The organism is Geodermatophilus sp. SYSU D00698, from assembly GCF_054050335.1.
The window spans coordinates 94175-115726 of the sequence record NZ_JBJGZD010000013.1; the positions used below are offsets into that span (position 1 = coordinate 94175).

General features: G+C 77.6%; 25 protein-coding genes. 14 read left to right on the forward strand and 11 right to left on the reverse strand.

The annotated features are described in order from the left end of the window. Positions 1 to 194: 194 nt before the first annotated feature. From ACI8AB_RS13625 to cydC, 3 genes are read left to right on the forward strand one after another with little or no spacing between them, the layout of a single operon-like run. Positions 195 to 1748, forward strand: a complete 1554-nt coding sequence (locus ACI8AB_RS13625) for a cytochrome ubiquinol oxidase subunit I (protein ID WP_456950540.1) — start codon at positions 195 to 197, stop codon at positions 1746 to 1748. A 14-nt stretch (positions 1749 to 1762) separates the two neighbouring features. Next, on the forward strand, positions 1763 to 2770 hold the full coding sequence (gene cydB / locus ACI8AB_RS13630) for a cytochrome d ubiquinol oxidase subunit II (protein ID WP_456950541.1): 1008 nt from the start codon (positions 1763 to 1765) through the stop codon (positions 2768 to 2770). Between the two features lie 8 nt (positions 2771 to 2778). Continuing rightward, a complete protein-coding gene (cydC, locus tag ACI8AB_RS13635) occupies positions 2779 to 6150 on the forward strand; it encodes a thiol reductant ABC exporter subunit CydC (protein ID WP_456950542.1) in 3372 nt (1123 codons plus the stop codon). Positions 6151 to 6239: 89 nt separating this feature from the next. Here cydC and ACI8AB_RS13640 read toward each other — a convergent pair whose 3' ends face one another. Continuing rightward, positions 6240 to 6551, reverse strand: a complete 312-nt coding sequence (locus ACI8AB_RS13640; protein ID WP_387988848.1) for a hypothetical protein — start codon at positions 6549 to 6551, stop codon at positions 6240 to 6242. 256 nt (positions 6552 to 6807) lie between these two features. On the opposite strand from ACI8AB_RS13640, the gene ACI8AB_RS13645 reads away from it, so the two are divergent. From ACI8AB_RS13645 to ACI8AB_RS13655, 3 genes are read left to right on the forward strand one after another with little or no spacing between them, the layout of a single operon-like run. Further along, entirely contained in the window at positions 6808 to 7215 is a 408-nt protein-coding gene (locus ACI8AB_RS13645) for a nuclear transport factor 2 family protein (protein ID WP_456950543.1), read from the forward strand. Then, a complete protein-coding gene (locus ACI8AB_RS13650; protein WP_387988846.1) occupies positions 7212 to 7610 on the forward strand; it encodes a nuclear transport factor 2 family protein in 399 nt (132 codons plus the stop codon). Before ACI8AB_RS13645 ends, ACI8AB_RS13650 begins: the two co-directional genes overlap by 4 nt. 25 nt (positions 7611 to 7635) lie before the next feature. Beyond that, entirely contained in the window at positions 7636 to 8034 is a 399-nt protein-coding gene (locus tag ACI8AB_RS13655; RefSeq protein ID WP_456950544.1) for a nuclear transport factor 2 family protein, read from the forward strand. Here ACI8AB_RS13655 and eutC read toward each other — a convergent pair. From eutC to ACI8AB_RS13675, 4 genes are all read right to left on the reverse strand, one after another. Continuing rightward, complete coding sequence (gene eutC / locus ACI8AB_RS13660; protein WP_456950545.1) at positions 8027 to 8755, reverse strand: ethanolamine ammonia-lyase subunit EutC; 729 nt, start codon at positions 8753 to 8755, stop codon at positions 8027 to 8029. The genes ACI8AB_RS13655 and eutC overlap by 8 nt on opposite strands. Before the next feature lie 20 nt (positions 8756 to 8775). Then, positions 8776 to 10191 (reverse strand): ethanolamine ammonia-lyase subunit EutB, encoded by a 1416-nt coding sequence (locus tag ACI8AB_RS13665; protein ID WP_456950546.1) that lies wholly within the window; start codon positions 10189 to 10191, stop codon positions 8776 to 8778. An 86-nt stretch (positions 10192 to 10277) separates the two neighbouring features. Next, positions 10278 to 11159, reverse strand: coding sequence for an SDR family NAD(P)-dependent oxidoreductase (locus ACI8AB_RS13670; protein WP_456901823.1), 882 nt, complete (start codon positions 11157 to 11159; stop codon positions 10278 to 10280). 36 nt (positions 11160 to 11195) lie between these two features. Next, positions 11196 to 11621 carry a hypothetical protein gene (locus ACI8AB_RS13675; protein WP_456950547.1) on the reverse strand — a complete coding sequence of 142 codons (426 nt, stop codon included), beginning with the start codon at positions 11619 to 11621 and terminating at the stop codon, positions 11196 to 11198. An 82-nt stretch (positions 11622 to 11703) separates the two neighbouring features. Here ACI8AB_RS13675 and ACI8AB_RS13680 point away from each other — a divergent pair, with 82 nt between their 5' ends. From ACI8AB_RS13680 to ACI8AB_RS13700, 5 genes are all read left to right on the forward strand, one after another. Further along, a complete protein-coding gene (locus tag ACI8AB_RS13680; RefSeq protein WP_456950548.1) occupies positions 11704 to 12330 on the forward strand; it encodes a hypothetical protein in 627 nt (208 codons plus the stop codon). 66 nt (positions 12331 to 12396) lie between these two features. Continuing rightward, on the forward strand, positions 12397 to 12666 hold the full coding sequence (locus tag ACI8AB_RS13685; RefSeq protein ID WP_387988839.1) for a DUF2277 domain-containing protein: 270 nt from the start codon (positions 12397 to 12399) through the stop codon (positions 12664 to 12666). A gap of 105 nt (positions 12667 to 12771) precedes the next feature. Then, a complete protein-coding gene (locus ACI8AB_RS13690; protein ID WP_456926927.1) occupies positions 12772 to 13305 on the forward strand; it encodes a hypothetical protein in 534 nt (177 codons plus the stop codon). A gap of 41 nt (positions 13306 to 13346) precedes the next feature. Beyond that, positions 13347 to 13841, forward strand: coding sequence for a PGPGW domain-containing protein (locus ACI8AB_RS13695; RefSeq protein ID WP_456950549.1), 495 nt, complete (start codon positions 13347 to 13349; stop codon positions 13839 to 13841). Positions 13842 to 13923: 82 nt separating this feature from the next. After that, positions 13924 to 15114, forward strand: coding sequence for an FUSC family protein (locus ACI8AB_RS13700; protein ID WP_456950550.1), 1191 nt, complete (start codon positions 13924 to 13926; stop codon positions 15112 to 15114). A gap of 2 nt (positions 15115 to 15116) precedes the next feature. On the opposite strand, the gene map is transcribed toward ACI8AB_RS13700, so the two are convergent. Next, positions 15117 to 15899 (reverse strand): type I methionyl aminopeptidase, encoded by a 783-nt coding sequence (gene map, locus ACI8AB_RS13705; RefSeq protein ID WP_456950551.1) that lies wholly within the window; start codon positions 15897 to 15899, stop codon positions 15117 to 15119. Between the two features lie 69 nt (positions 15900 to 15968). Between map and ACI8AB_RS13710 the strand changes: the two genes are divergently transcribed. Next, positions 15969 to 16226, forward strand: a complete 258-nt coding sequence (locus ACI8AB_RS13710) for a hypothetical protein (protein WP_456950552.1) — start codon at positions 15969 to 15971, stop codon at positions 16224 to 16226. On the opposite strand, the gene ACI8AB_RS13715 is transcribed toward ACI8AB_RS13710, so the two are convergent. Further along, on the reverse strand, positions 16223 to 16435 hold the full coding sequence (locus ACI8AB_RS13715; protein WP_456950553.1) for a hypothetical protein: 213 nt from the start codon (positions 16433 to 16435) through the stop codon (positions 16223 to 16225). The two genes, ACI8AB_RS13710 and ACI8AB_RS13715, sit on opposite strands and share 4 nt — an antisense overlap. Before the next feature lie 177 nt (positions 16436 to 16612). On the opposite strand from ACI8AB_RS13715, the gene ACI8AB_RS13720 reads away from it, so the two are divergent. Further along, complete coding sequence (locus ACI8AB_RS13720) at positions 16613 to 17164, forward strand: DUF6328 family protein (protein WP_456950554.1); 552 nt, start codon at positions 16613 to 16615, stop codon at positions 17162 to 17164. Between the two features lie 78 nt (positions 17165 to 17242). On the opposite strand, the gene ACI8AB_RS13725 is transcribed toward ACI8AB_RS13720, so the two are convergent. After that, positions 17243 to 17701, reverse strand: coding sequence for a very short patch repair endonuclease (locus ACI8AB_RS13725; protein ID WP_456950555.1), 459 nt, complete (start codon positions 17699 to 17701; stop codon positions 17243 to 17245). 62 nt (positions 17702 to 17763) lie between these two features. Between ACI8AB_RS13725 and ACI8AB_RS13730 the strand changes: the two genes are divergently transcribed. Continuing rightward, positions 17764 to 19194: a hypothetical protein gene (locus ACI8AB_RS13730; protein WP_456950556.1), complete on the forward strand. Its 1431-nt coding sequence runs from the start codon at positions 17764 to 17766 to the stop codon at positions 19192 to 19194. Here ACI8AB_RS13730 and ACI8AB_RS13735 read toward each other — a convergent pair. Genes ACI8AB_RS13735 through ACI8AB_RS13745 form a run of 3 tightly spaced genes read right to left on the reverse strand, consistent with a single transcriptional unit; the run spans position 19109 to position 21512 of the window. Then, positions 19109 to 19870, reverse strand: coding sequence for a glycosyltransferase (locus ACI8AB_RS13735; RefSeq protein ID WP_456950557.1), 762 nt, complete (start codon positions 19868 to 19870; stop codon positions 19109 to 19111). The two genes, ACI8AB_RS13730 and ACI8AB_RS13735, sit on opposite strands and share 86 nt — an antisense overlap. Continuing rightward, positions 19867 to 20724, reverse strand: a complete 858-nt coding sequence (locus ACI8AB_RS13740; RefSeq protein WP_456950558.1) for an NAD-dependent epimerase/dehydratase family protein — start codon at positions 20722 to 20724, stop codon at positions 19867 to 19869. Before ACI8AB_RS13740 ends, ACI8AB_RS13735 begins: the two co-directional genes overlap by 4 nt. After that, positions 20721 to 21512 carry an aldolase/citrate lyase family protein gene (locus ACI8AB_RS13745; RefSeq protein WP_456950559.1) on the reverse strand — a complete coding sequence of 264 codons (792 nt, stop codon included), beginning with the start codon at positions 21510 to 21512 and terminating at the stop codon, positions 20721 to 20723. The genes ACI8AB_RS13740 and ACI8AB_RS13745 overlap by 4 nt, the downstream gene beginning before the upstream one ends. Positions 21513 to 21552 lie beyond the last annotated feature (40 nt).

Consider the following 21552-nt stretch of genomic DNA (forward strand, 5'->3'; position numbering starts at 1 on the left):
CCCGGCCCGGCTTCTCTACCCAGCGTAGAACGTGCTTCGCCGGCCGGCCGTGCCGCAGGTCCCCGCCCCCTCCGGACGGAGGTCCCCGCCTGTCCGCGACCTCACACGCCGGTCGTCTACACGGTGTAGAAAACGAGTTCTACGAGGCGTAGAAAGAAGGTGTCGGCGCAAGGCACAGACGAGGAGCGGCGCGCGTGGACGTGCTCGACATCGCCCGGTGGCAGTTCGGCATCACGACCGTCTACCACTTCCTGATGGTCCCGCTGACCATCGGACTCGGGATCCTGGTGGCGGTCATGCACACCCTCTGGGTGCGCACCGGCAAGCCGGAGTGGCTGCGGATGACGCGGTTCTGGGGCCGCGTCTACCTGGTCAACTTCGTGCTCGGCGTGGCCACCGGCCTGGTGCAGGAGTTCCAGTTCGGCCTGGCGTGGAGCGAGTACTCGCGCTTCGTCGGCGACGTGTTCGGCTCGCTGCTGGCGATGGAGGCGCTGCTCGCCTTCTTCCTCGAGTCGACCTTCCTCGGCCTGTGGATCTTCGGCTGGGGCCGCATCCCGAAGAAGCTGCACCTGGCGGCGCTGTGGGCCGCGGTCATCGGCTCGATCGTCAGCGCGTACTTCATCATCGCGGCCAACTCGTGGATGCAGCACCCGGTCGGCGTCACCGTCGGCGACGACGGCCGCCCGCAGCAGGTCGACTTCCTCGCCGTCCTCACCAACAACACCGCCCTGGCCGCCTTCAGCCACGCGATCGTCGCCGCGCTCATGGTCGCCGGCGCCCTGCTCGTCGGCATCGGCCTGTACCAGCTGCGCAGGCGCGAGCTGGCCGGCGCCCCCACCACCGACGTCGACCACTCGGTGTGGCGCCGCTCGGTGCGGCTCGGCGGGTACGTGTCGCTGGCCGCGTTCGTCCTGGTCGCCGTCACCGGCGACTGGCAGGGCAAGCTCATGTACGCGCAGCAGCCGCTCAAGATGAGCTCGGCCGAGGCGCTGTGCGAGACCGAGGCGCCCGCGCCGTTCTCGGTCTTCGCCTGGGGCAAGCTCGGCTCCAACGAGTGCGACGACGTGCACAGCTGGACCGTTCCCGGCCTGCTCTCCTTCCTCGCCCACAGCGACTTCGAGACCGCCGTCCCCGGCGTGAACGAGCTGCAGGAGGAGTACTCCGCGGTCTACGGCGCCACCTACCCCGACGACCCGTCCTTCGGCGACCGCGCCGGCCGGCCGATCGACTACACGCCGGTGCTGGCGGTCACGTACTGGAGCTTCCGGCTCATGATCGGCATGGGCGCGGTCTCGGCCGGCATCGCGGCCTACGCACTGTGGGCGACCCGCCGCGGCCGGGTGCCGACGTCGCGGATCGGCGTGTACGGCTCGCTGCTCGCCGTCGGCGCGCCGTTCGTGGCCAACGCGACCGGGTGGGTCTTCACCGAGATGGGCCGCCAGCCCTTCGTCGTCTACCCGAACCCGGACGTCCCGGTCGGCGAGCAGGTGTACTTCTTCACCGCCCAGGCCGTCTCCCCCGGCGTCACCGCCGCCGAGGTCTGGACCTCGCTGATCAGCCTCGGCCTGCTCTACGGCGCGCTCGCGGTGGTCGAGCTGTTCCTGCTCGTCCGGCTGGTCCGCCGCGGCGTCACCACCGGCGACACGACGCCGACCCCGCCGGCGGTCGGGTCGTCCCACAGGGACGACGACGACCCGCGTCCGGGCGACGACCGGGCCGACGACGACGTCCTCTCCTTCGCGTACTGACCGGAGTGCCTGACATGGACCTGCAGACCCTGTGGTTCGCCGCCGTCGCGGTGCTGTGGACCGGCTTCCTGCTGCTCGAGGGGTTCGACTTCGGCGTCGCGGCGCTGCTGCCGGTGCTCGGCCGCCGCACCGCGGACAAGCACCTCATGCTGCGGACCATCGGCCCGGTCTGGGACGGCAACGAGGTCTGGCTGATCACCGCCGCCGGCGCGGTGTTCGCCGCCTTCCCCGGCTGGTACGCCACCTGGCTGCCGGCGCTGTACCTGCCCTTCGTCCTGGTGCTGCTCGGCCTGATCGTGCGGGCGGTGGCCTTCGAGTGGCGGCACAGCTCGCACGACCCCCGCTGGGACGCCACCTGGACCCGCGTCATCACCGGCGGCTCGCTGGTGGCCGCGGCGGGCGTGGGCGCGGCGCTGGCCGCCACCACGCTCGGCCTGCCGATCGACGCGGCGGGCACCCGGGTCGGCGGCGCGTTCGCCGGGCTGGGCTGGTCCTCGCTGCTCGGCGCGGCCGCGGTGGTCGGCTACTCGCTGGTGCACGGCGCGCTGTTCCTCGCGCTCAAGACCGACGGCCCGGTGCGGCTGCGGGCGCGGGCGTTCGCGCTGCGCTGGTCGCCGCTGGCCGCGCTGCCGCTGCTGGTGTGGGCCGGGCTGGTGCAGCTGCGCTCGGGCACGGCGCTCACCGGCGCGCTGTGGCTGGTGGCCGCGCTCGCCGTCGTCGTCACCTGGACCCGGGTGCGGCTGGACCGCGAGGGGCAGGCCTTCGCCGGCTGGGCCACCGTGCTGCTCGCGTCGGCGGCCACGCTGTTCGGCTCGTCCCACCCGGTGGTGGTGCCCTCGACGGTCGACCCGGCCTTCGACGTCACCGTCGCCGAGGCCGCGGTCAGCGACTACACGCTCACCGTGATGACCTGGGTGGCCGCGGTCGGCCTGCCGGTCGTGCTCGCCTACCAGGCCTGGACGTACTGGGTGTTCCGCCGCCGCCTGACCGCCGAGCCGCAGTCCGAGCCGGTGGCCGCGTGAGGAGCCCGGTGCACGACAGGGGCCCCTCGCGGGGGCCGCTGGCCCCGCTGGCCGGCGTGCCGGGGCTGCCCGGCGCGCTGGCCCGGGCGGCGGCCGCCGCCCTCGGCTCGACGGCGGGGCTGGTGCTGCTCGCCGCCGGCCTCGCGCACGCCGTCGCCCGCGCCGCCGGGTACGCCGACGGCGCCCTGACCGGCCCGCTCGCGCTCGCCGCCGGCGGCGCCGTGCTGCGCGCGCTGGCCGGCACCCTGGGCGACCGCGCCGCCGCCCGCGACGCCCGCCGCGCGGAGGACGCGCTGCGCCGCGCGCTGCTCGACCGGCTGGCCGCCTCCCCCGCCGCGGTCGCCGCCGCGGGCGGCCCGGCCCCCGCCGCGGTGCTGGCCACCACCCGGCTGGCCGACCTCGCGCCCGCCCTCGCCACCTACCTGCCGGCGCTCGCGCAGACCGCCGTCGTCCCGCCGGTGCTGCTGGTCGTGCTCGCCGCCACCGACCTGCTCTCGGCCGGCCTGGTCGCGGCCACCCTGCCGCTGGTGCCGCTGTTCATGGCGCTGGTCGGGCTGGCCACCCGCGACGGCACCACCGGCGCCGCCCGCGCCCTGGACCGGCTGGCCGCGCACGTCGCCGAGCTGGTCCGCGGGCTGCCGGTGCTGGTCGGCCTCGGCCGCGCCGCCGACCAGGTCACCGCGCTCGCCGAGCTGGGTGAGGCCACCCGCCGCCGGACGCTCGCCACCCTGCGCCTGGCGTTCCTCTCCGCGCTGGTGCTCGAGCTGATCGCCACGCTGTCGGTGGCGCTGGTCGCGGTCACCGTGGGCCTGCGGCTGGTGCACGGCGACCTCGGGCTCGCCGTCGGGCTCACCGCGCTGCTGCTCGCCCCCGAGGCCTTCGCGCCGCTGCGCGCACTGGGCACCGCCCACCACGCCGGCGAGGCCGCCACGCTGGCCGCCGCGGAGGCGCGCGCCGTGCTGTCGGCACCGGCCGCCCCCGCTCCCCCGGCGGCGTACGACGACGACCCGCGCGGCGCCGACGTCGTCGTCTCCGGGCTGACCGTGCGCCACCCCGGCCGCGCGCTGCCCGCCCTCCCGCCGGTCGACCTCGCGCTGCGGCCGGGCGAGCTGGTCGTGCTCCGCGGCCCCAGCGGCTCGGGCAAGTCCACCCTGCTGGCCGCGCTCACCGGCGCGCTCGACCCGGCCGCGGACGTCGCCGGCACCGTCACCGGCGTCCCCGCCGGCGGGATCGCGCTGGTGCCGCAGCACCCGCGGACGACGGCGCGCACGGTGGCCGACGAGCTGCGGCGGCACGCCGCCGCCTCGCCGGGCGTGGACGCGGTGGTGGCCGAGGCGTTCGTCGTCGAGGCGCTGCAGCGGGTGGGCGCCGAGGCGCTGGCCGGGCGGGACTGCACCACCCTCTCCCCCGGCGAGCTGCAGCGGGTGGCGGTCGCGCGGGCGCTGGTGCGCGTGCGCCGCGGCGCCCGGCTGCTGCTGCTCGACGAGCCCACCGCGCACCTCGACGAGGCCTCGGCGGCCCGCGTCGCCGCCGTGCTGGCCGGCCTGCGCGGCACGGTCACGGTCCTGCTGGTCACCCACGACCCGGCGCCGGCGGCGCTCGCCGACCGCACCGTCACGCTGTCCGGCCCCGCTGTCGCCGCGTCCCCCGGCGCGACATCGGCGGTCTCGGGGCGATCGGCGGCTGATGGCCACGAGACCGCCGATCTCGCGGGCCCGACGACGGCCGCCCCCGCGACCACTCCGACGGCGGGGCTCGGCTGGCCGCGGCGAGCGCTGCTGCGGGCGGTCGCCGCCGGCACCGCCTCGGCCGGCGCGGGCGTCGCGCTCACCGCGGTGAGCGGCTGGCTGATCGTCCGGGCCGCGGAGATGCCGCCGATCCTCACGCTGCTGGTCGCCATCGTCGGCGTGCGCGCCTTCGGCCTGGGCCGGGCGGCGCTGCGCTGGGTCGAGCGGCTCACCGCGCACGACGCCGCCCTGCGCACGGCCGCCGGCCTGCGGGTGCGGGTGTGGCGGGCGCTGGCCGCGCAGGGCGTGGCCGCCGACCGGACGCCGGGCAGCGCGCTGGCCCGCGTGGTCGGCGACGTCGGACTGGTGCAGGACCTGTCGGTGCGGGTGGTGCCGCCCGCCGTGGTGGCCGCCGCCGTCCCGGGGCTCACGCTGGCCGCGCTGGCGCTGCTCTCCCCGGCCGCCGCGGGCGCCGCGGCGGCCGTCCTCGCGCTCACCGCGGCCGGCGTGCTGCTGGCGCACCGGCGGGTCGACGCCGGCGCCGCCCGCACCGAGGGCGCGCTGCGGGTGGCCGCGCTGCGCGACGTCACCACCGCCCTCGACGGCGCGGCCGACCTGCGCGCGCACGGCCTCGCGGCCGCCACCGCCGCCGACCTGGCCGCGGTGGCCGGCCGCCGGTCCGCCGTCGCCGCGGCCGGCGCCCGGGCCGGCGCGCTCGGCACCGGCCTGGTCGTCCTCGGCACCGGGCTGGCCGCCGTCGCCGCCACCGCGGTCGGGGCGGCGTCGGGCCTGGGTGGCCCGGAGGTCGCGGTCCTCGGCCTGGCCCCGCTGGCGCTGGCCGAGCCGCTGGCCGGCCTGGTGTCCGCGCTGCAGCGGCGCGGCGCGCTGGCCGACGCCCGCGCCCGCCTCGGCGCCGTCCTCACCGTCCCGGCACCCGCGGACCCCGCCGATCCGCTGCCCGCGCCCGCGCCGGTGCGCGACCTCGCCGTCGCCGACCTGGTCGCCGGCTGGCCCGGCGGCCCCGACGTGCTGCGCGGCCTCACCGCGCGGGCGGCCGCCGGCGGCGGCTGGCTGGTGGTCCGCGGCCCGTCCGGCGCCGGCAAGTCGACGTTCCTCGCCGTGCTGCTCGCGGCGCTGCGCCCGCGGGCGGGGTGCTACGCACTCGGCGGCACCGACACCGCCCGGCTGACCGGCGCGGCCGTCCGCGCGCGCACCGCCTGGCTCCCGCAGGACGCGCACGTCTTCACCTCGACGATCCGCGCCAACCTGGCCCTGGCCGCCCCGCGCGGCGAGCTGGCCGGCCCCGGCGGCGAGGCGCGGATGACCGCCGCGCTCACCGCCGCCGGCCTCGGCCCGCTGCTGGCCGGGCTGCCCGACGGGCTGGACACCCCGGTCGGCGCCGGCGGCACCGCGCTGTCCGGCGGCGAGCGGCGGCGGCTGGCCGCCGCCCGCGCCCTGCTCGCCGACCGCGACGTCGTCCTGCTCGACGAGCCGACCGCGCACCTGGACCCGCCGACGGCGGCCGCCCTGGTGCGGGACCTGCGCGACGCGCTGGCCGACCGGGTCGTCGTCTGCGTGACCCACGACGACGCCGTCGAGCAGCCCGGGGACACCGTGCTCGACCTGGGCGACCGGCTGGTGCTCACCGGCTGAGGACGGGATCCGACGGCGCACGTCCCGGCGCCGCCGGCCCCCGCCCGGGGCCCGCTCGGGGCCCGCCCCGAGCCTGCGGGGGTCCTTCCTCAGGCGGCAGCGGCGCCGGACCAGCGGCGGACGCCGGGCCGGACCCGGCGCACCTCGAAGCCCGGGCTGGCGGGCAGCCGCGGGTCGACGACGAGCGGCACGCCGGCCGGCTCACCGAGCGAGCGCGGACCGGTGCCGTGCCGGCCGAGCTGCGCGCACAGGCGCTCGTACAGCTCCGGCCGGACGGCGATCTCGCGGGGCGGCGCGGTGCCGGGCGCCCAGGCGACGGCGAGCAGGTCCCCGGCGGCGTCGGACGGGCCGGGGTGCGTGCTCGCGGGGAGGGAGACGACGGTGAGGGTCGTGGTGGCCATGACGAGCCTCCAGGGGCGGTTCCCCCGTGCTCCCGTACAACGCCGGGGGGAACGAGGTCATGCCTACCGCCTGGGTCCGACAGTTCCCCGTCAGTACCCAGGAGACGGCCGCGGACACCGCTGACGCAGGACTCCCGCGCGGGGACGGACGGCGACCGCCACACCGGGTCGCGCACCGGCCCTCCTCCGGCACCCCCGGCGGGTCGACACTGGCGGAGCCGTCCACGGGGGACCCGTCCTCGGGAGGGAGAGCACCGTGTCCGAGCACCCCAACCTCGTCCGCAGCCGCGAGGGCTACGAGGCGTTCGCCAAGGGCGACCTGGCCTTCCTGACCGAGCAGTGGCGCGAGGACGTCCGCTGGCACGAGCAGGGCACCACCGAGCTGGCCGGCGACTACGAGGGACCGCAGGCCGTCTTCGGCATGTTCGCCCGGATCATGGAGCTGACCGAGAACAGCTTCCGCGCCGAGCCGCTGCAGATGTGCGCCGACGACGAGCACGGCATCGCCCTGGTCCGGTTCACCGCCCGGCGCGGGACCGCGCACCTGGACACGCTGACCGCCCAGGTGGCCCGCTTCGACGGGGACGGGAAGCTGGCCGAGTTCTGGAACTGCCCCACCGAGCCGGCCGTCCTCGACGCCTTCTTCGGCGAGCAGCGGGCATGACGGATCCGGAGCACCCCAACGTCGTCCGGATCCACGAGGCGTACGCGGCCTTCGGCAAGGGTGACCTCGACCGCCTCCGTGAGCTGTTCGCCGAGGACGTCCGCTGGCACGAGCCCGGGCAGAACCAGCTCAGCGGCGAGTTCACCGGCGCCGACGAGGTCTTCGGGATGTTCGGGCGCCTCGCGGCGATCACCGAGGGGACCTTCCGGGTCGAGGTGCGGGCCGCCTTCGCCGACGACACCGACGGCGTCGGCGTCCTGCGGCTCACGGCCTCCCGCGGTGACCGGGCCCTCGACGTCCTCACGGCCCACGTCTTCCGCTTCGAGGACGGGCGGATCGCCGAGTTCTGGGAGGCGAACACCGACCAGGCCGCGATGGACGCGTTCTACAGCTGAGCCCGCCGACGACGAGGAGGCGACCGTGGCCGGCTCCCCGCACCCCCACGCCACCGTGCTGCTGGAGGCCTACGAGGCCTTCGGCAAGGGCGACCTCGACCGCCTGCCCGAGCTCTGGATCGACGACATCCGCTGGCACGAGCCCGGAGCGCACCCGCTCGCCGGCGACTACACCGGTCCGCAGGAGGTCGTCGGCCTCTTCGGTCTGGCGTTCGAGGTCACCGAGGGCAGCCTGCGGGTCGAGGTGCGGGCCGCCTTCGCCGACGACACCGACGGCGTGGCGGTCGTCCGCATGACCGCCTCCCGCGGCGACCGGCACCTCGACGTCCTCGCCGCCCAGGTGCACCGCTTCGAGGACGGGCGGATCGCCGAGGTCTGGGACGCGCACGCCGACCAGGCGGCGGTGGACGCGTTCCTCAGCTGACCCCGCCCGCGGGGAGCACCGGCCCCTCGTCCTTGAGCGCGACGCCGGAGGCGCCCAGCTCGCGGGCGGCCGACAGCAGGGCGGCCACGGTGTCGGCGGCCTGCGCGTGGGACAGCCCGTGCGGCGGGCGGACGTTGGAGACGCAGTTGCGCTCGGAGTCCACCCGCCCCGGCCGCGGGTCCCAGGTGAGGTACACGCCGAGGGAGTCCGCCGACGACAGCCCCGGCCGCTCGCCGATCAGCACCACGACCGCGCGCACGCCGAGGGCCTCCCCCACCGCGTCGCCCAGCGCCACCCGCGCCTGCGTGGCGACCACCGGCGGCGCGACCGACCAGCCGGGCAGCCGCTCGAGCAGCGCGGCGGCCAGCGCCGGCCCGTGCGCCTGCACCGCCCGCGGGGACAGCCCGTCGGCCAGCACGACCGCGAGGTCGGCGCCGGTCCGCGGCAGCGCCGTCCCCTCCGCGAGCTGCCGGCCGAGGTCGGGGCGCTGCAGGTAGATGGCGCGGTCGGGCGCGGCCGAGGCGACGGTCAGGACCTCCCCACCGAGCGCCGCGCGGACCGCGCCGACGTCGAGCGGCGAGTGGACGGCGTCCCGGGCGGCGGCGTGCGCGGCGCGGAACTCCAGCTCGCGGTGCATGGGCAGCGCGTCCCCGGCCCGCCCGAGCGCCACCCGCGCCCGGGTCGCCGCCCGCAGCACCGCCCACGGGTCATCACCGTCCACGCGCGGGAGGCGGTCGCCGGTCACGAGGACGCCGCCGCGAGGAGGGCCCGCGCCGCCGGGGCGTCGGGGGCGAGCTCCCGCACCCGGCCGGCGTCGTCGAGCAGGTCCATCCGGGCCAGCCACGCCTCGAACTCCGGGGCCGGGCGCAGGCCGAGCACCTGCCGGGTGGTGAGGACGTCGGAGAACGACAGCGACTGGTAGTGCAGCATCACGTCGTCCGAGCCCGGGACGGCGATGACGAACGAGCAGCCGGCCGCGCCGAGCAGCAGCACGAGGGAGTCGGTGTCGTCGCCGTCGACCTCGGCGTGGTTCGTGTAGCAGACGTCGACGCCCATCGGCAGGCCGAGCAGCTTGCCGCAGAAGTGGTCCTCCAACCCGGCGCGCAGCACCTGCTTGCCGTCGTAGAGGTACTCCGGGCCGATGAACCCGACGACGGTGTTCACCAGCAGCGGGCGGAAGTGCCGGGCGACGCCGTACGCGCGGGCCTCGAGCGTCTGCTGGTCCACCGGCCGCCCGCCGACGCCGAGGTGCGCGCCGGCCGACAGCGCCGACCCCTGCCCCGTCTCGAAGTAGGTCACGTTCCCCCCGACGGTGCCGCGGCCCAGCGCGAGCGCCCCCGCGCGGGCCTCGGCGAGCAGGTCGAGGGTGACGCCGAAGCCGCGGTTGGCCTCCTGGGTGCCGGCGACCGACTGGAACACCAGGTCCACCGGCGCGCCCTGCTCCAGCGCCCGCAGCGTCGTCGTCACGTGGGCGAGCACGCACGACTGCGTCGGGATGCCGTAGCGGCCGATCACCGCGTCGACCAGCTCCAGCAGCGCCACCGTGCGGGCCGGGGAGTCGGTGGCCGGGTTGATGCCGATGACCGCGTCGCCGGAGCCGTGCAGGAGCCCGTCGACGATCGAGGCGGTGACGCCGACCGGGTCGTCGGTGGGGTGGTTGGGCTGCAGCCGGGAGGCGAGCGTGCCGGGCAGCCCGACGGTGCTGCGCAGCCCGGTCACCACCCGCGTCCGCCGGCCGACGGCGACCAGGTCGGCGTTGCGCATGAGCTTCGACGTCGCCGCCACCATCTCCGGGGTGAGGCCCGGCGCGAGCGCGCTGATCGACGCCTCGTCGCCGGCCGCCGCCCAGGCCAGCAGGCGGTCGCGGAACTCGCCCACCGTCAGCGAGGCGACCGGCGCGAACGCCGCGGCGTCGTGGGTGTCGAGCACCAGCCGGGTGACGTCGTCCTCGTCGTAGCCGACCACCTGCTCGTCGAGGAAGGTGGCCAGCGGCAGGTCGGCGAGCACGGTCTGGGCGGCCACCCGCTCGGCGGCCGACCCGGCCGCGCACCCGGCGAGCACGTCCCCGGAGCGCAGCGGGGTGGCCTTCGCCAGCAGCTCGACGAGGGTGGGGAACTCGTAGGTGGAGCCGCCGAGGGTCGTGCGGCGGACGGTCACGGCGGCTCCCCGGGTCGGCGGCCCGGTCAGCGTGGCCCGGCGCCGCCCGGCGGGTCAACGGGGCGGGACGGAACCGGACGCGCCGCTCACGGGATGCCGTGCCAGCGCCCCTTCTCGGCGTTGCCGGCCGGCCGGGACCGGAAGACGTTGCCCTCCGTCGGCTCCGTCCGGTGGTCGTCGGCGAGGGCGAACACGCGCAGCAGCGGCCCGACGAGGGCGTCGTAGACCGCCGGGAGCAGCCGGAAGCCGAGGATCACGGCGGGGTTGGCGAAGCCGGACTGGATCAGCCGGCGCGGCCGGTCCAGCCGGGCGACGACCGAGCGGGCGACCCGCTCCGGTGAGTAGACCGGGATCGGCGGGCGGCCCTTGAGGCCGATGTAGCTGCCGGCCTGCGAGTAGATCGGGGTGTTCACCCCGCCCGGCGCCACCGCCGACACGTGGATGCCCGCGACGTCGCGCGTCTCCTGCTGCAGGACGCGGATCAGCCCGAGCTGGCCCCACTTGGCGGTGATGTAGCTGCCCATGAGCGGCGTGGTCACCGAGGCGAGCAGCGAGCTCACCACCACCAGGTGCCCGGTGCCCTGGCGGCGGAACTGCGGGAGGACGACGCGCGCCAGGTTGGCCGTGCCGTGCAGGGCGGTGTCGACCACCCGCTCGTACACCGCCTTCGGCACGTCCTCGATCCGCCCGTAGGCGACCACCTGCGCGGCGTGGACGACGACGTCGAGGCGGCCGGAGCGGACCACGGTGCCCTCGACGACGTCGCGCAGCGCGTCCTCGTCGAGCACGTCGGCCGGGCAGACGACGACGTCGGCCGCGCCCTCCGCGCGGACCTCGGCCGCGGTCTCCTCCAGCGCCTCGCGGCCGCGTGCCAGCAGGACCAGCGACGCGCCCCGCCGGGCGAACAGGCGGGCGGTGGCGCGGCCGATGCCGCTCGAGGCACCGGTGATGAGCACGGTCTGGGGCATGCGGGGACGACTCCTCGGCTCGGCGGTCCTCCCCCGCTACCCCGGTCGGTTGCCCGCCATGCGATCGAGCACGCCCAGCAGCCAGCCCGGCCCGCGGACGTCGGTGCCGGCGGGCAGCCGGGCGCGCAGGCCGCGGTCGGCGGTCACCACGAGCACCGTCCGGCCGGTGCCGGCCAGCGCGGCGGCCTCCGCGGCCAGGGCGTCGTCCCCGCTGCCGGCCGCGCGCACCAGGCGGACGCCCTCGGGGGCCGGGACCTCCCGCGCGGCGCCCTCGACGACGACCACCACCTCGTCGACGTCCACCCCGCCGACGTCCACCCCGCCGACGTCCGGCTCGCCGGCCGGGAGCGCCGCGTCGGCCAGCCGCCGCAGCAGCCGGGTGGTCGCGCCGGCGCGGTCGCGCCACCAGCCGTCGGGGCGGGCGCCGACGACGTTGGCGGCGTCGACGAGCAGGACGGCCACGTGTCCTCCCTGCGGGTGACCTCGTTCGCGCAGGTCCGGAGGCGGGTACCGGGGCGCCAGTTCCCCCAGACGAGGAGGTCCGATGGCGAGCACCGACCGTACCCACCACGACCACGACGCGACGGCGACCACCGAGGGCGCGCACGCCACCCGCGGCGCCGCCCGCGACGCGATCGACGCGCAGCGCCACCGCTTCGGCGGGATCAAGTGGGGCGCGGCCTTCTTCGGCTGGCTCTCGGCGAACGGGCTGGCGGTCGTCCTCGTCGCGCTGCTGGCCGCCGCCGGTGTGGGGCTCAGCCTCGCCGAGGTCGACGGCGTCGAGGACGTCCCGGCCGACCCGACCACCGCCCTCGGCGTCGCCGGCGGGATCGCGCTGCTGGTCGTCCTGTTCCTGGCCTACCTCGCCGGTGGGTACGTGGCCGGGCGGATGGCCCGCTTCGACGGTGCCCGGCAGGGGCTGGCGGTGTGGCTGATCGGGCTGCTCGTCGTCGTGCTGCTGGCCGCGGCCGGGACGGTGCTGGGGGCGCAGTACAACGTGCTCGAGCAGCTGAACCTGCCGCACATCCCGATCGACGAGGGCACCGCGACCACCGCCGGGATCGTCACGCTGGCGGCGGTCCTGGTCGTCACGCTGGCCGGTGCCCTGCTCGGCGGCAAGCTCGGCACCCGCTACCACCGCAGGGTCGACCGCGCCGGCTTCGGCGTCTGACCGACCGCGGGGCCCCCGTCGACGACCGGGGCCCCGCGGTCGTACCCCGGCCATACGCTGCGCCGCATGTGCCGCAACATCCGCCCCCTGTCGAACTTCGAGCCGCCGGCCACCGAGGACGAGGTCCGGGCCGCGGCGCTGCAGTACGTCCGCAAGATCAGCGGGTCCACGCACCCGTCCCGGGCCAACGCGGAGGCCTTCGAGCGCGCCGTCGAGGAGGTGGCCGCCGCGTCCGCCCGGCTGCTGGAGTCCCTGGTGACGACGGCCCCGCCGAAGGACCGCGAGGTCGAGGCGGCCAGGGCGCGCGCCCGCGCCGCCGTCCGCTACGGGACCTGAGACGCCAGCGGGTCGTGCACGACCCACTTGCTCTCCCCGGGCATGGCCTCCGGCGGAGCGGGTAGGGGGCGGTCTCCCGACCCCTTCCCCTCCAGGAGAGTCCCGATGGCCCGCAACACCCTGTCCCGCGCCCTGCACGACCTCGGTCTGTCCGCCTGGTTCGGCGGCACGCTGGCCAACGCCGTGGCCCTCAACGCCGCCGCGGCGGACGCCGGCGGGGACGCCGGCCGGGTCGCCAACACCGGCTGGAACCGGTGGACGCCGGTGAACGCGCTGGCCATCGGCGCGCACCTGGTCGGCAGCGTCGGCCAGCTCATCGGCAACCGCGGCCGGGTGGCCCAGCAGGAGGGCGTGGCCGGCATGTCCGCCGTCAAGACCCTGCTCACCGCCGCCGCGCTGGGCGTCACCGCCTACAGCCGCTCGCTGGGTCAGGTCGTCAACAGCCAGGACAACCCGTCGGCGAAGTCCGGCACCAAGCCCACCAAGCGCACCAAGGCCGAGATCGCCCACGCGCAGCAGCAGCTGGACTCGCTGCAGTGGGTCATCCCGGCGCTGACCGGCGCGCTCGTCGCCGTCAGCTCCTACGCGGGTGAGCAGCAGCGGCCCGGCGAGGTCGCGAAGGGCGTCGCCCGCCGCTGACCGCGGCACCGACCCACCCGCGCCGACCCCGAAGGGGACCCGTGTCCCGGACCGACACCCGCACGACCGCGTCCTCCGGCAACACCGTGGCGGGTCCGGGCCCGGGTGGCCGCGGCGCCACCGTCTGCGCGCACTGCAGCGACGGCCTCGGCCGGCCGCGGCCGGTGCCGCCGGGCTCGTGGCGCGACCGCATCCGGCAGAACCCGCCGCTGCACCTGGCGTACCGGATCGCGGTGCTCGTGGCCGGGCTGCTGTTCGTGCTGCTCGGCGTCGCGCTCACGGTGCTGCCCGGGCCGCTCACGATCCCGCCGGTCCTGGCCGGGCTGTGGGTGTGGTCGACGGAGTTCGACTGGGCGCGGCGGTTCTTCGCCGCGTTCCGCCGCAGGGCGGTCGCGGCGTGGCAGCACGCGAGGCAGCACCCGGCCGGCTCGGCGGTGGCGACCGTCGGCGGGCTCGCGGCGGCGGCGCTGGCGATCTGGGCGGTCGGGCACTTCTCCCTGGTCGACCGGGCCACCACCGCGCTCGGCCTCGGCTGACCGCACGTCCCCGGCCGCCGTCCGCACCCGCGGACGGCGGCCGGCGCGTGTCCGGGCCCGCTCCGCGGGAACACCGGAGACCGTGGCCGGACCGCACGCCCTGCCCCGCCGGCTGCCCCGGCTGGTCCGGCGCGGGCGCACGCCCGGGCTGCGCACCGGGAAGACCGTGCTCGCCGCGGTGCTGGCGTTCCAGGTCGCGACCTGGCTGGACACCAGCAGCTCGCCGGTCCTCGCGCCGCTGACCGCGCTGCTGGTCGTGCAGCTGACGATGTACGAGACGGTGGCGACCGGCTGGGAGCGGATCGCCAGCGTCACCGCCGGCGTCCTGATCGCGGCGCTGTTCGCCTCCGTCGTCGGCCTGTCCTGGTGGAGTCTCGGGCTCGTCGTCGGGCTGTCGCTCGTCGTCGGCCGGCTGCTGCGGCTGGGGCCGCACCTGGCCGAGGTGCCCATCAGCGCGATGCTCGTGCTGGCCGTCGGCGGGGCGGAGAGCGCGGCGCTGGCCCGCGTCACCGAGACGCTGGTCGGCGCGGCGGTCGGGGTGCTGGTCAACCTGGTGGTCGCTCCGCCGCTCTACGTCCAGCCGGCCGGCGAGGCGATCGCGGAGCTCGCCGAGCGCATGGCCGGGCTCTGCGAGGACCTCGCCGCGGCGCTGCGCGGCCCGTGGTCGCGCCGCCTCACCGACGAGCTGCTGGCCCGCGCCCGTGCGGTGAGCACGGAGGTGGCCCGCGCCGACCGCCGGCTCGCCCGCACCGAGGAGAGCGCCCGCCTCAACCCGCGCGGGCGGGCGGCGCGGGAGGCCCAGCCGCGGCTGCGGAACACGCTGACCGCCCTCGAGCGGGTGCACGTCACCCTGCGCAACGTCGCCCGCGTGCTGCTGGACCGCACCTACTTCCTGCCCGAGGACGACGCCGACCGGGCGTGGTCGCGGCCGGCGCGGGAGGCGCTGGCCGACCTGCTGGTCGCCGTCGCGGCCACCCTCCGCGACGCCGCGGCCGTGGCGGCCGGCACCGGGCCGGCCGCCGGCATCGACCCCGCCTGCCTGGAGACGCTGCTCGCGCTGCGCGGGCGGCTGGCCGAGGCGCTGCTCGTCGACCCCCGGGCCGATCCCGCCGCCTGGTCCCAGCACGGCGCCCTGCTCGACGCCCTGGACCTGCTGCGCGTGGAGCTGGGCACCGCGCTGCAGCCGCCGGCGGCGTCGTGGGCGCCGCCCCCGCTGGCCGCGGCGCAGCGGCGCGCGGTCCGCCGGGCGATGACCCGGCGCCGGCGCCGCTGACCTCAGGGAGCGGTGAGCACCACGGGGCCGTCGTCGGTGACCGCGACGGTGTGCTCGACGTGCGCCGCGCGCCGGCCGTCGGCGGTGACCACCGCCCAGCCGTCCTTCTTGTGCCTGTACCGGTCGCCGCCGGCCAGGAGCATCGGCTCGATGGCCAGGGTGCTGCCGGTGTGCAGGCGCACCCGGTCCAGGCCGGCCGACGGCCGGTTGGGCACGAACGGCGGCTCGTGCATCGAGCGGCCGATGCCGTGCCCCCCGTGGTCGGGCAGGTGCGCGTAGCCGTACCGCCGGGCGACGTCGTCGACGGCGCGGGCGACGTCCTGCAGCGTCGCGCCGGGCACCGCGGCGGCGATGCCCGCGGCGAGCGCCTCCTCGGTCGCGGTGACCAGCCGCGCGTCGTCGTCCGAGGCCTGCTCCCCCACCAGCAGCGAGATCGCGGCGTCGCCGTTCCAGCCGTCGACGACGGTGCCGCAGTCCACGCTGAGCAGGTCGCCGTCCTTCAGCCGCTGGCCGCTGGGGCGGCCGTGCACGACGACCTCGTTGGGCGACAGGCACAGCACGCCGTTGTAGGCCGTCGGCGCCCACGCCGGCTTGTAGCCGAGGAACGACGACGTCGCGCCCGCCTCGTACATCGTGGTCTTGGCGAGGTCGTCGAGCTCGCGCAGCCGCACGCCGGGGACCGCCGCCGCCCGCACCGCGGCCAGCGTCCGCGCCACCACGCGCCCGGCCTCGCGCATGGTGTCGAGCTCGTCGGCGGTCCGCGGGGGCAGCACGGTCAGGTCCACGCCCCCGACGGTACGAGACGCCCGGCGCACGGCTGGCCGCGCCGCCCGGCCGGTGCCACGGTGACCGCCATGGACTTCCGCAGGGTCAGGCCCGGGCAGTGGCACAGAGCCGCCCGCATCGAGATCACCGAGCCCGGCGGGCTCCCGACGGCGCGCGAGGTGCACGAGCGCTGCCACGTCCTGTTCACCGAGGGCTGGTGCTGGGTGGAGACCTCCGACGGCAGCATCGACGTCTACCCCGCCTACCGGGTGCGCGCCGCGCACGACCTGCGCGAGCCCGACCAGGCCGACGAGGTCCCCGGGACGGCGCCCAGCCCGCTGCTCTAGCCGGCGTCCGTCCCCCGCCGGACGTCGCCGGGGTCGGGTGTGCGGAAGACCGTGTCCTGGCCCTCGGCGCCCGCGGGCGACCCGCCGCCCTCCTCGGGACGGTCGGGCTCCTCGCCGCCCACGCCGAACCCCTCGGCGGGCGGCGGTGCGCCGGCGCCCGGGTCGGCGGCGGCGACCTCGTCGTCCGGGCGGTACCGGTTCGGCGTCATCGGCTCCCACATCGACATGGCCCTCCCCTACCCCACGCGGGCTCCTCCGGTCGACGCCCGGGTGACCAGCGGGTGACCAGCAGGTGATCACCGGGCGTCCGGCGGGTACACGGCCCTCCGAGCGGCCGGGATCACGGGGATCCGCGGGGCGGCCGGTCACGGAGGGAGCGCGCGACGATGGCGACGACGGGCTCTGGTCAGCGGGCACGACGGGACGCCCGGCCGGTCCCCGCCCAGCGCGGGATGGACGGCGCGGACGACGGGCGGCGGGAGAGCCGCGCCGAGCGGATCGACCGCGAGCTGATGGAGCTGCTCAACGAGCTGCGCGTGGCGCTGCCCGGGGTCCAGTTCCTCTTCGCCTTCCTGCTCATCGTGCCGTTCCAGCAGGCGACGTCCCGCGCGACCGACTTCCAGCGCGACGTCTACTTCGTGACCCTGGTCGCCGCCGTGGCGGCCACCGCGCTCCTCATCGCCCCGGCCGCGCAGCACCGCGCGCTGTTCCGCCAGCACGACAAGGAGGACCTGCTGCGGCGCAGCAACCGCAACGCCTTCCTCGGCCTGTGCGTGCTCGCCGTCGCGATCGTCTCGGCGGTGGTGCTGGTGGTCGACTTCCTCTTCGCCCTCCCGCAGGCGCTGGTCACCGGCGGCGTCGTGGCGCTGCTGCTGGGCTGGCTGTGGATCGGCAGCCCGGTCGTGCAGCGCGCCCGCGGCGGCACCGGCCGCCACTGACACCGGGGCACGTGTCCGCCCCGGCCGACCGTCGGACCCGGATGGCCCACTCCCCGGCCCCGAGCGGGCCACCGGGGTTCACCCCTCCGACGGGGTGGGCCGGCCGAGGGCGGCGCAGACGGCGTCGGCGACGGTGTCCGGGTCCTCGTGCTCCCAGAACCGCAGCACCCGCCAGCCGAGCCCGGTGAGGACGGCGTCGGCGCGACGGTTGCGCGCGACGTTGCCCGCGAGCTTCGCCGCCCACCAGTCGCGGTTGGCCCTCGGCAGGTGCCCGCACTCCGGGCACCCGGGCCGGAAGCACCCGGTAAGGACCCCGTCCCCCTCACCCCTCGCAGGCTCGGGGCGGGCCTCTGGACGGGGCCGGGGCCGGACGTCGACGCGGTAGCGGACGCCGCGGGCGTGCAGCCGCCGCCGCACCGCCAGCTCGGGAGCGGTGTCGCGCCGGCCCTGCCGCCGGAAGCGGGCCGCCACCGCCTCGGACGACGGCGCGGGCGCGGGCCCGGGACCGGGCGTCGGGTCGGAGCCGGCCGGGGACACCCCCGCATCCTGCTCCGCGGCACCGACGGTCCGGCGGCGCCGCTCCCCTAGGCTGGCGTCCCGTGCAGACGGCGGTGACGACGGGTGCCCCGCCGCGACCGGACGGCGGCCCCCTCCGCTGGTCCCCCGTCGAGCTGCTCCCACCGGCGGTCCTCGCCCTGCTGTGCGCCGTGCTGCTGGCCCCCGGGCACGGGCTCTGGTTCGACGAGGCGTTCACCGCCGAGGTCGCCCGCCGCCCGCTGGCCGACATCCTGCGCGCGATCGTCACCGGCGAGGGCGTGACCAGCTACCTCGCCGACGTCCCGCCCTCCTACAACGCGCCCTACTACCTCGTCGTGCACGCCTGGGTGTCGCTGCCCGGGGCGGGCGGCGACACGTCGCTGCGGGTGCTCTCCGTGCTGGCCACCGCCGGCGGGCTGGCGCTGGTGACCCGGGCGGTCACCCGGCTGGCCGGGCGGGCGGCCGGCGTGCTGGCCGGCGTGGTGCCGGCCACCGCGCCGCTGCTGCTCGAGCAGGCCGTGGAGGCGCGCAGCTACGGGCTGGCCGTCCTCGCCACCGGCGGGGCGCTGCTGGGCCTGACCCGCTGGCTGCAGACCGGGCGCGGGCTGCTGCTGTTCGGCCTCGCCGGCGCCGGCACGGGCCTCGCGCACTGGTACGCGGTCACGGTGCTGGCGGCGTTCGTCGTCGCGGCGCTGCTGCTCCGCGGGCGGGCGGCCGTCCGGGTCGCCGTCGTCGGGACCCTCGCCGCCCTGCCGGTCGCCGGCCTGGTCGGCGTCAACCTGCTCAACGGCACCGGCGCGCGCAACGCCGAGCACCTGCGCGACACCGGCGGCACCCTGGCGGACCTGGCCGTCGAGGCGTGGGCCGGCGGGCGCACGCCGCTGCTGTACCTCACCGTCGGGCTGGCCGTGGTCGGCGCGCTGCGCGGCGCGGGGCTGCGGGTGGCCGGCGTCTGCTGGGTGCTGGTGCCGCTGCTGCTCCTGCTGGCCGCCGAGGCGGTCCGGCCGGTCTACCTGCCCCGCTACCTGCTGGCCGGGCTGGTCGGGCTCGGCGTGCTCGCCGCCGCCGGGGTCACCGCCCTCCCCCGGGGCGCGCGGACGCCGGTGGCCGCGGTCCTGGTCGGCCTGTCGCTGGTGGCGAGCGCGCCGCTCGCCACGCGGGAGCCGCGGGAGCGGTCGGACGACGTCGTCGCGCTCCTGCTGCGCGAGCAGCGGGCCGGTGAGCCGGTGGTGGCCGCCGACCAGCGCGCGGCGCTCGGGCTCGACCACTTCGTGCGCACGACGGGCCCGCGGCTGCGCCCCGACGTCGTCCTGCCGCCCGACGACGCCCCCGCCGGCGCCGACCGCGTCTGGCTGGTCCGGCGGCTGATCGACGGCGAACCGGTGCCCACCGACGACGACGCGGTCCTCAGCGACGCCGGGCTGTCGCTGACCCGGACCGAGGACTTCCCGGCGTCGAGGACCGACCTCGTCGTCCAGCTCTGGGAGCGCTGACCCCGCGCGAGGCGGCCCAGGCCAGCGACCGCAGCGACTGCCGCAGCCGCGCGCGGGCGGTCCACGCCGAGGTCCCCACCGGCCGGCGGTCCCGGGCGACCGGCACGCTGGTCAGCGGGGCGCCGGCCAGGCCGGCGGCGAGCACGACGCTGGGCGCGTCCCCGGCCGGCACGGTCGCGACGACGGCGTCGCGCACCGCCGGTCCGAGCGCGAGGAACGCGCCGGCGTCGGGCGGCAGGCCGGTGAGCCGGGCGGCGACCCGCCGGTGCAGCTCGCCGGTCAACCGGCGCACCGGGGACTCGTACCGCCCGCGGCGGCCGGCGAACACCGCGCCGACGTCACCCCGGGCCAGCCGGTCGAGCAGGACCGGCACCGCCTCCGGCGGGTCCTGCAGGTCGGCGTCGAGGCACACCCACACGTCGGCCTCCTCGTCGGCCAGCCCCGCGGCCAGCGCCCGGTGCTGGCCGACGTTGACCTCGAGCGCGGTGACCGCCACCCGCGGGTCGGCCGCCAGCTCGCGTGCGACCGCCAGGCTGCCGTCGGGCGAGGCGTCGACCACCAGGCGCAGCCGCCAGTCCCGCCCGGCCAGCGCCGTGGCCAGCCGCTCCGCCAGCGGCCGCAGCGTCGCCTCGTTGCCGTACACCGGGACGACGACGGCGACGCGGGGACCGCTCACGGCGCCGCCCACGTGCGCGCCAGCCCGTCGGCGAGGTCGACCGTCGGGGTCCAGCCGAGGAGCGTGCGGGCGGCGCGCGGGTCGCACACCCAGTCGGCGGCGTCCCAGTGTCGGCCGGGGTGGGCGCCCGGGGCGGTGGCGATCTGGCGGCCGGTGACCCGCTCGGCGGTCGCGACCAGCTCCGCGACGTCGGTCTGCACGCCGGTGCCGACGTTGACCACCGCGCCCGGAGGGAGGTCGTCGGCCAGCGCGGCCCGCAGGCAGGCGTCGACGACGTCGCCCACCCACACCCAGTCGCGGCGGCTGACCCCGGCGGGCAGCGGCACGGTCGCGCCGGTGCGCGCGGCGGCGAGCACCACCGGCACCAGCCGGGTCGGGTGGTCCCCGGGCCCGTAGACCTGGAAGGCGCGCAGCACCGCCGCCCGCACGCCGCGCTCGGCGGCGGCCGCCTGCAACAGCAGCGACCCGGCCGCCTTGGTGGCGCCGAAGAAGCCGCGCGGCCGCAGCGGGGCGTCCTCGGCCAGCGGCACCGGTGCGGCCGCGTACTCGGTCGACGAGCCGAGCCGCACGACGGCGCGGCAGTGGTCGGGCAGGGCGTCGACCAGCCACGGGCTCGTGTTCACCGCGACCGTGGCGGCGCGCTCGGCCGGGGTCGCCTTCGCCCGCCCGGCGGCCAGGGAGAAGACGACGTCGGGCGCGGCGGCGCGGACCGCGGCAGCAGCGGCGGCCGGGTCGGCGAGGTCGACGTGGGCGCGGGTCAGCCCGGTGACGTCCCAGCCGTCGGCGCGCAGCCGCGCCACCAGGTGCTGGCCGACGAAGCCGCCGGCGCCGGTGACCAGCGCCCGGCCGTTCACGCGGGGACGGGCACGGGCGGGGCGGCAGCCTCCACGGCGGCCACGAAGGCGTTGCGCCGGTCGGCTGCGGTCGGCGCGTCGGCACCGGTGAGGTCGGCCAGGGAGGCGAGCAGGCGCGGCACCTCCACGAACGGGTCGCGCCCGGCCATGTCCGCGGTGAACGAGCGGCGCAGGAAGGTGAAGCCGGTGCCCAGCCGCACGAGTTCGGCGGCCAGCAGGTCCCCGGGGACCGGGAACCCCCTGCCGGGCAGGGTCAGCCCGCCGACGCCGAAGGGCACCGGGACGGCGGCGCGCACGGCCTCGACGGTGCCGTCGACCAGCGGCCGGAACAGCTCCCGCGACCGCCGGTCGATGCGCAGGTCGTTCAGGCCGACGTAGACCCGCGACAGGGGCCGCCGGGCCAGCTCGGCGACCCGGTCGACGGCGTCCTGCGTCTCGACCAGGATGCCCAGCCCGCAGCGGCCGGCGACCACGTCCAGCGTGCGGTCGACCTCCTCCGGCGTGCGGACCATGGGCAGCAGGACCTCGTCGGCGCCTGCCGCCACCGCGTCGGCCACCTCGCGCGCCGTCCACGGACCCGCGGCGTTGATCCGGCACAGCACCCGCCCGTCGGTCGCCGCGCGCACGCGCTCGAGGTCCGCGAGGGTGTCGGCGTTGATCTGGGTGCCCTCGCCGGCCTGCCGGCGGTGCTTCCCGCGGCGCTCCCAGTCGACGACGAGCCCGGCCGCACCGGCCGCGACGACGTCGCGTCCCCAGGCGGCGTCCACGGTGAAGAGGAACAGGTCCACGCAGTGAGCTTAGGCACACCTAACCCACAGCCGGTGCCCA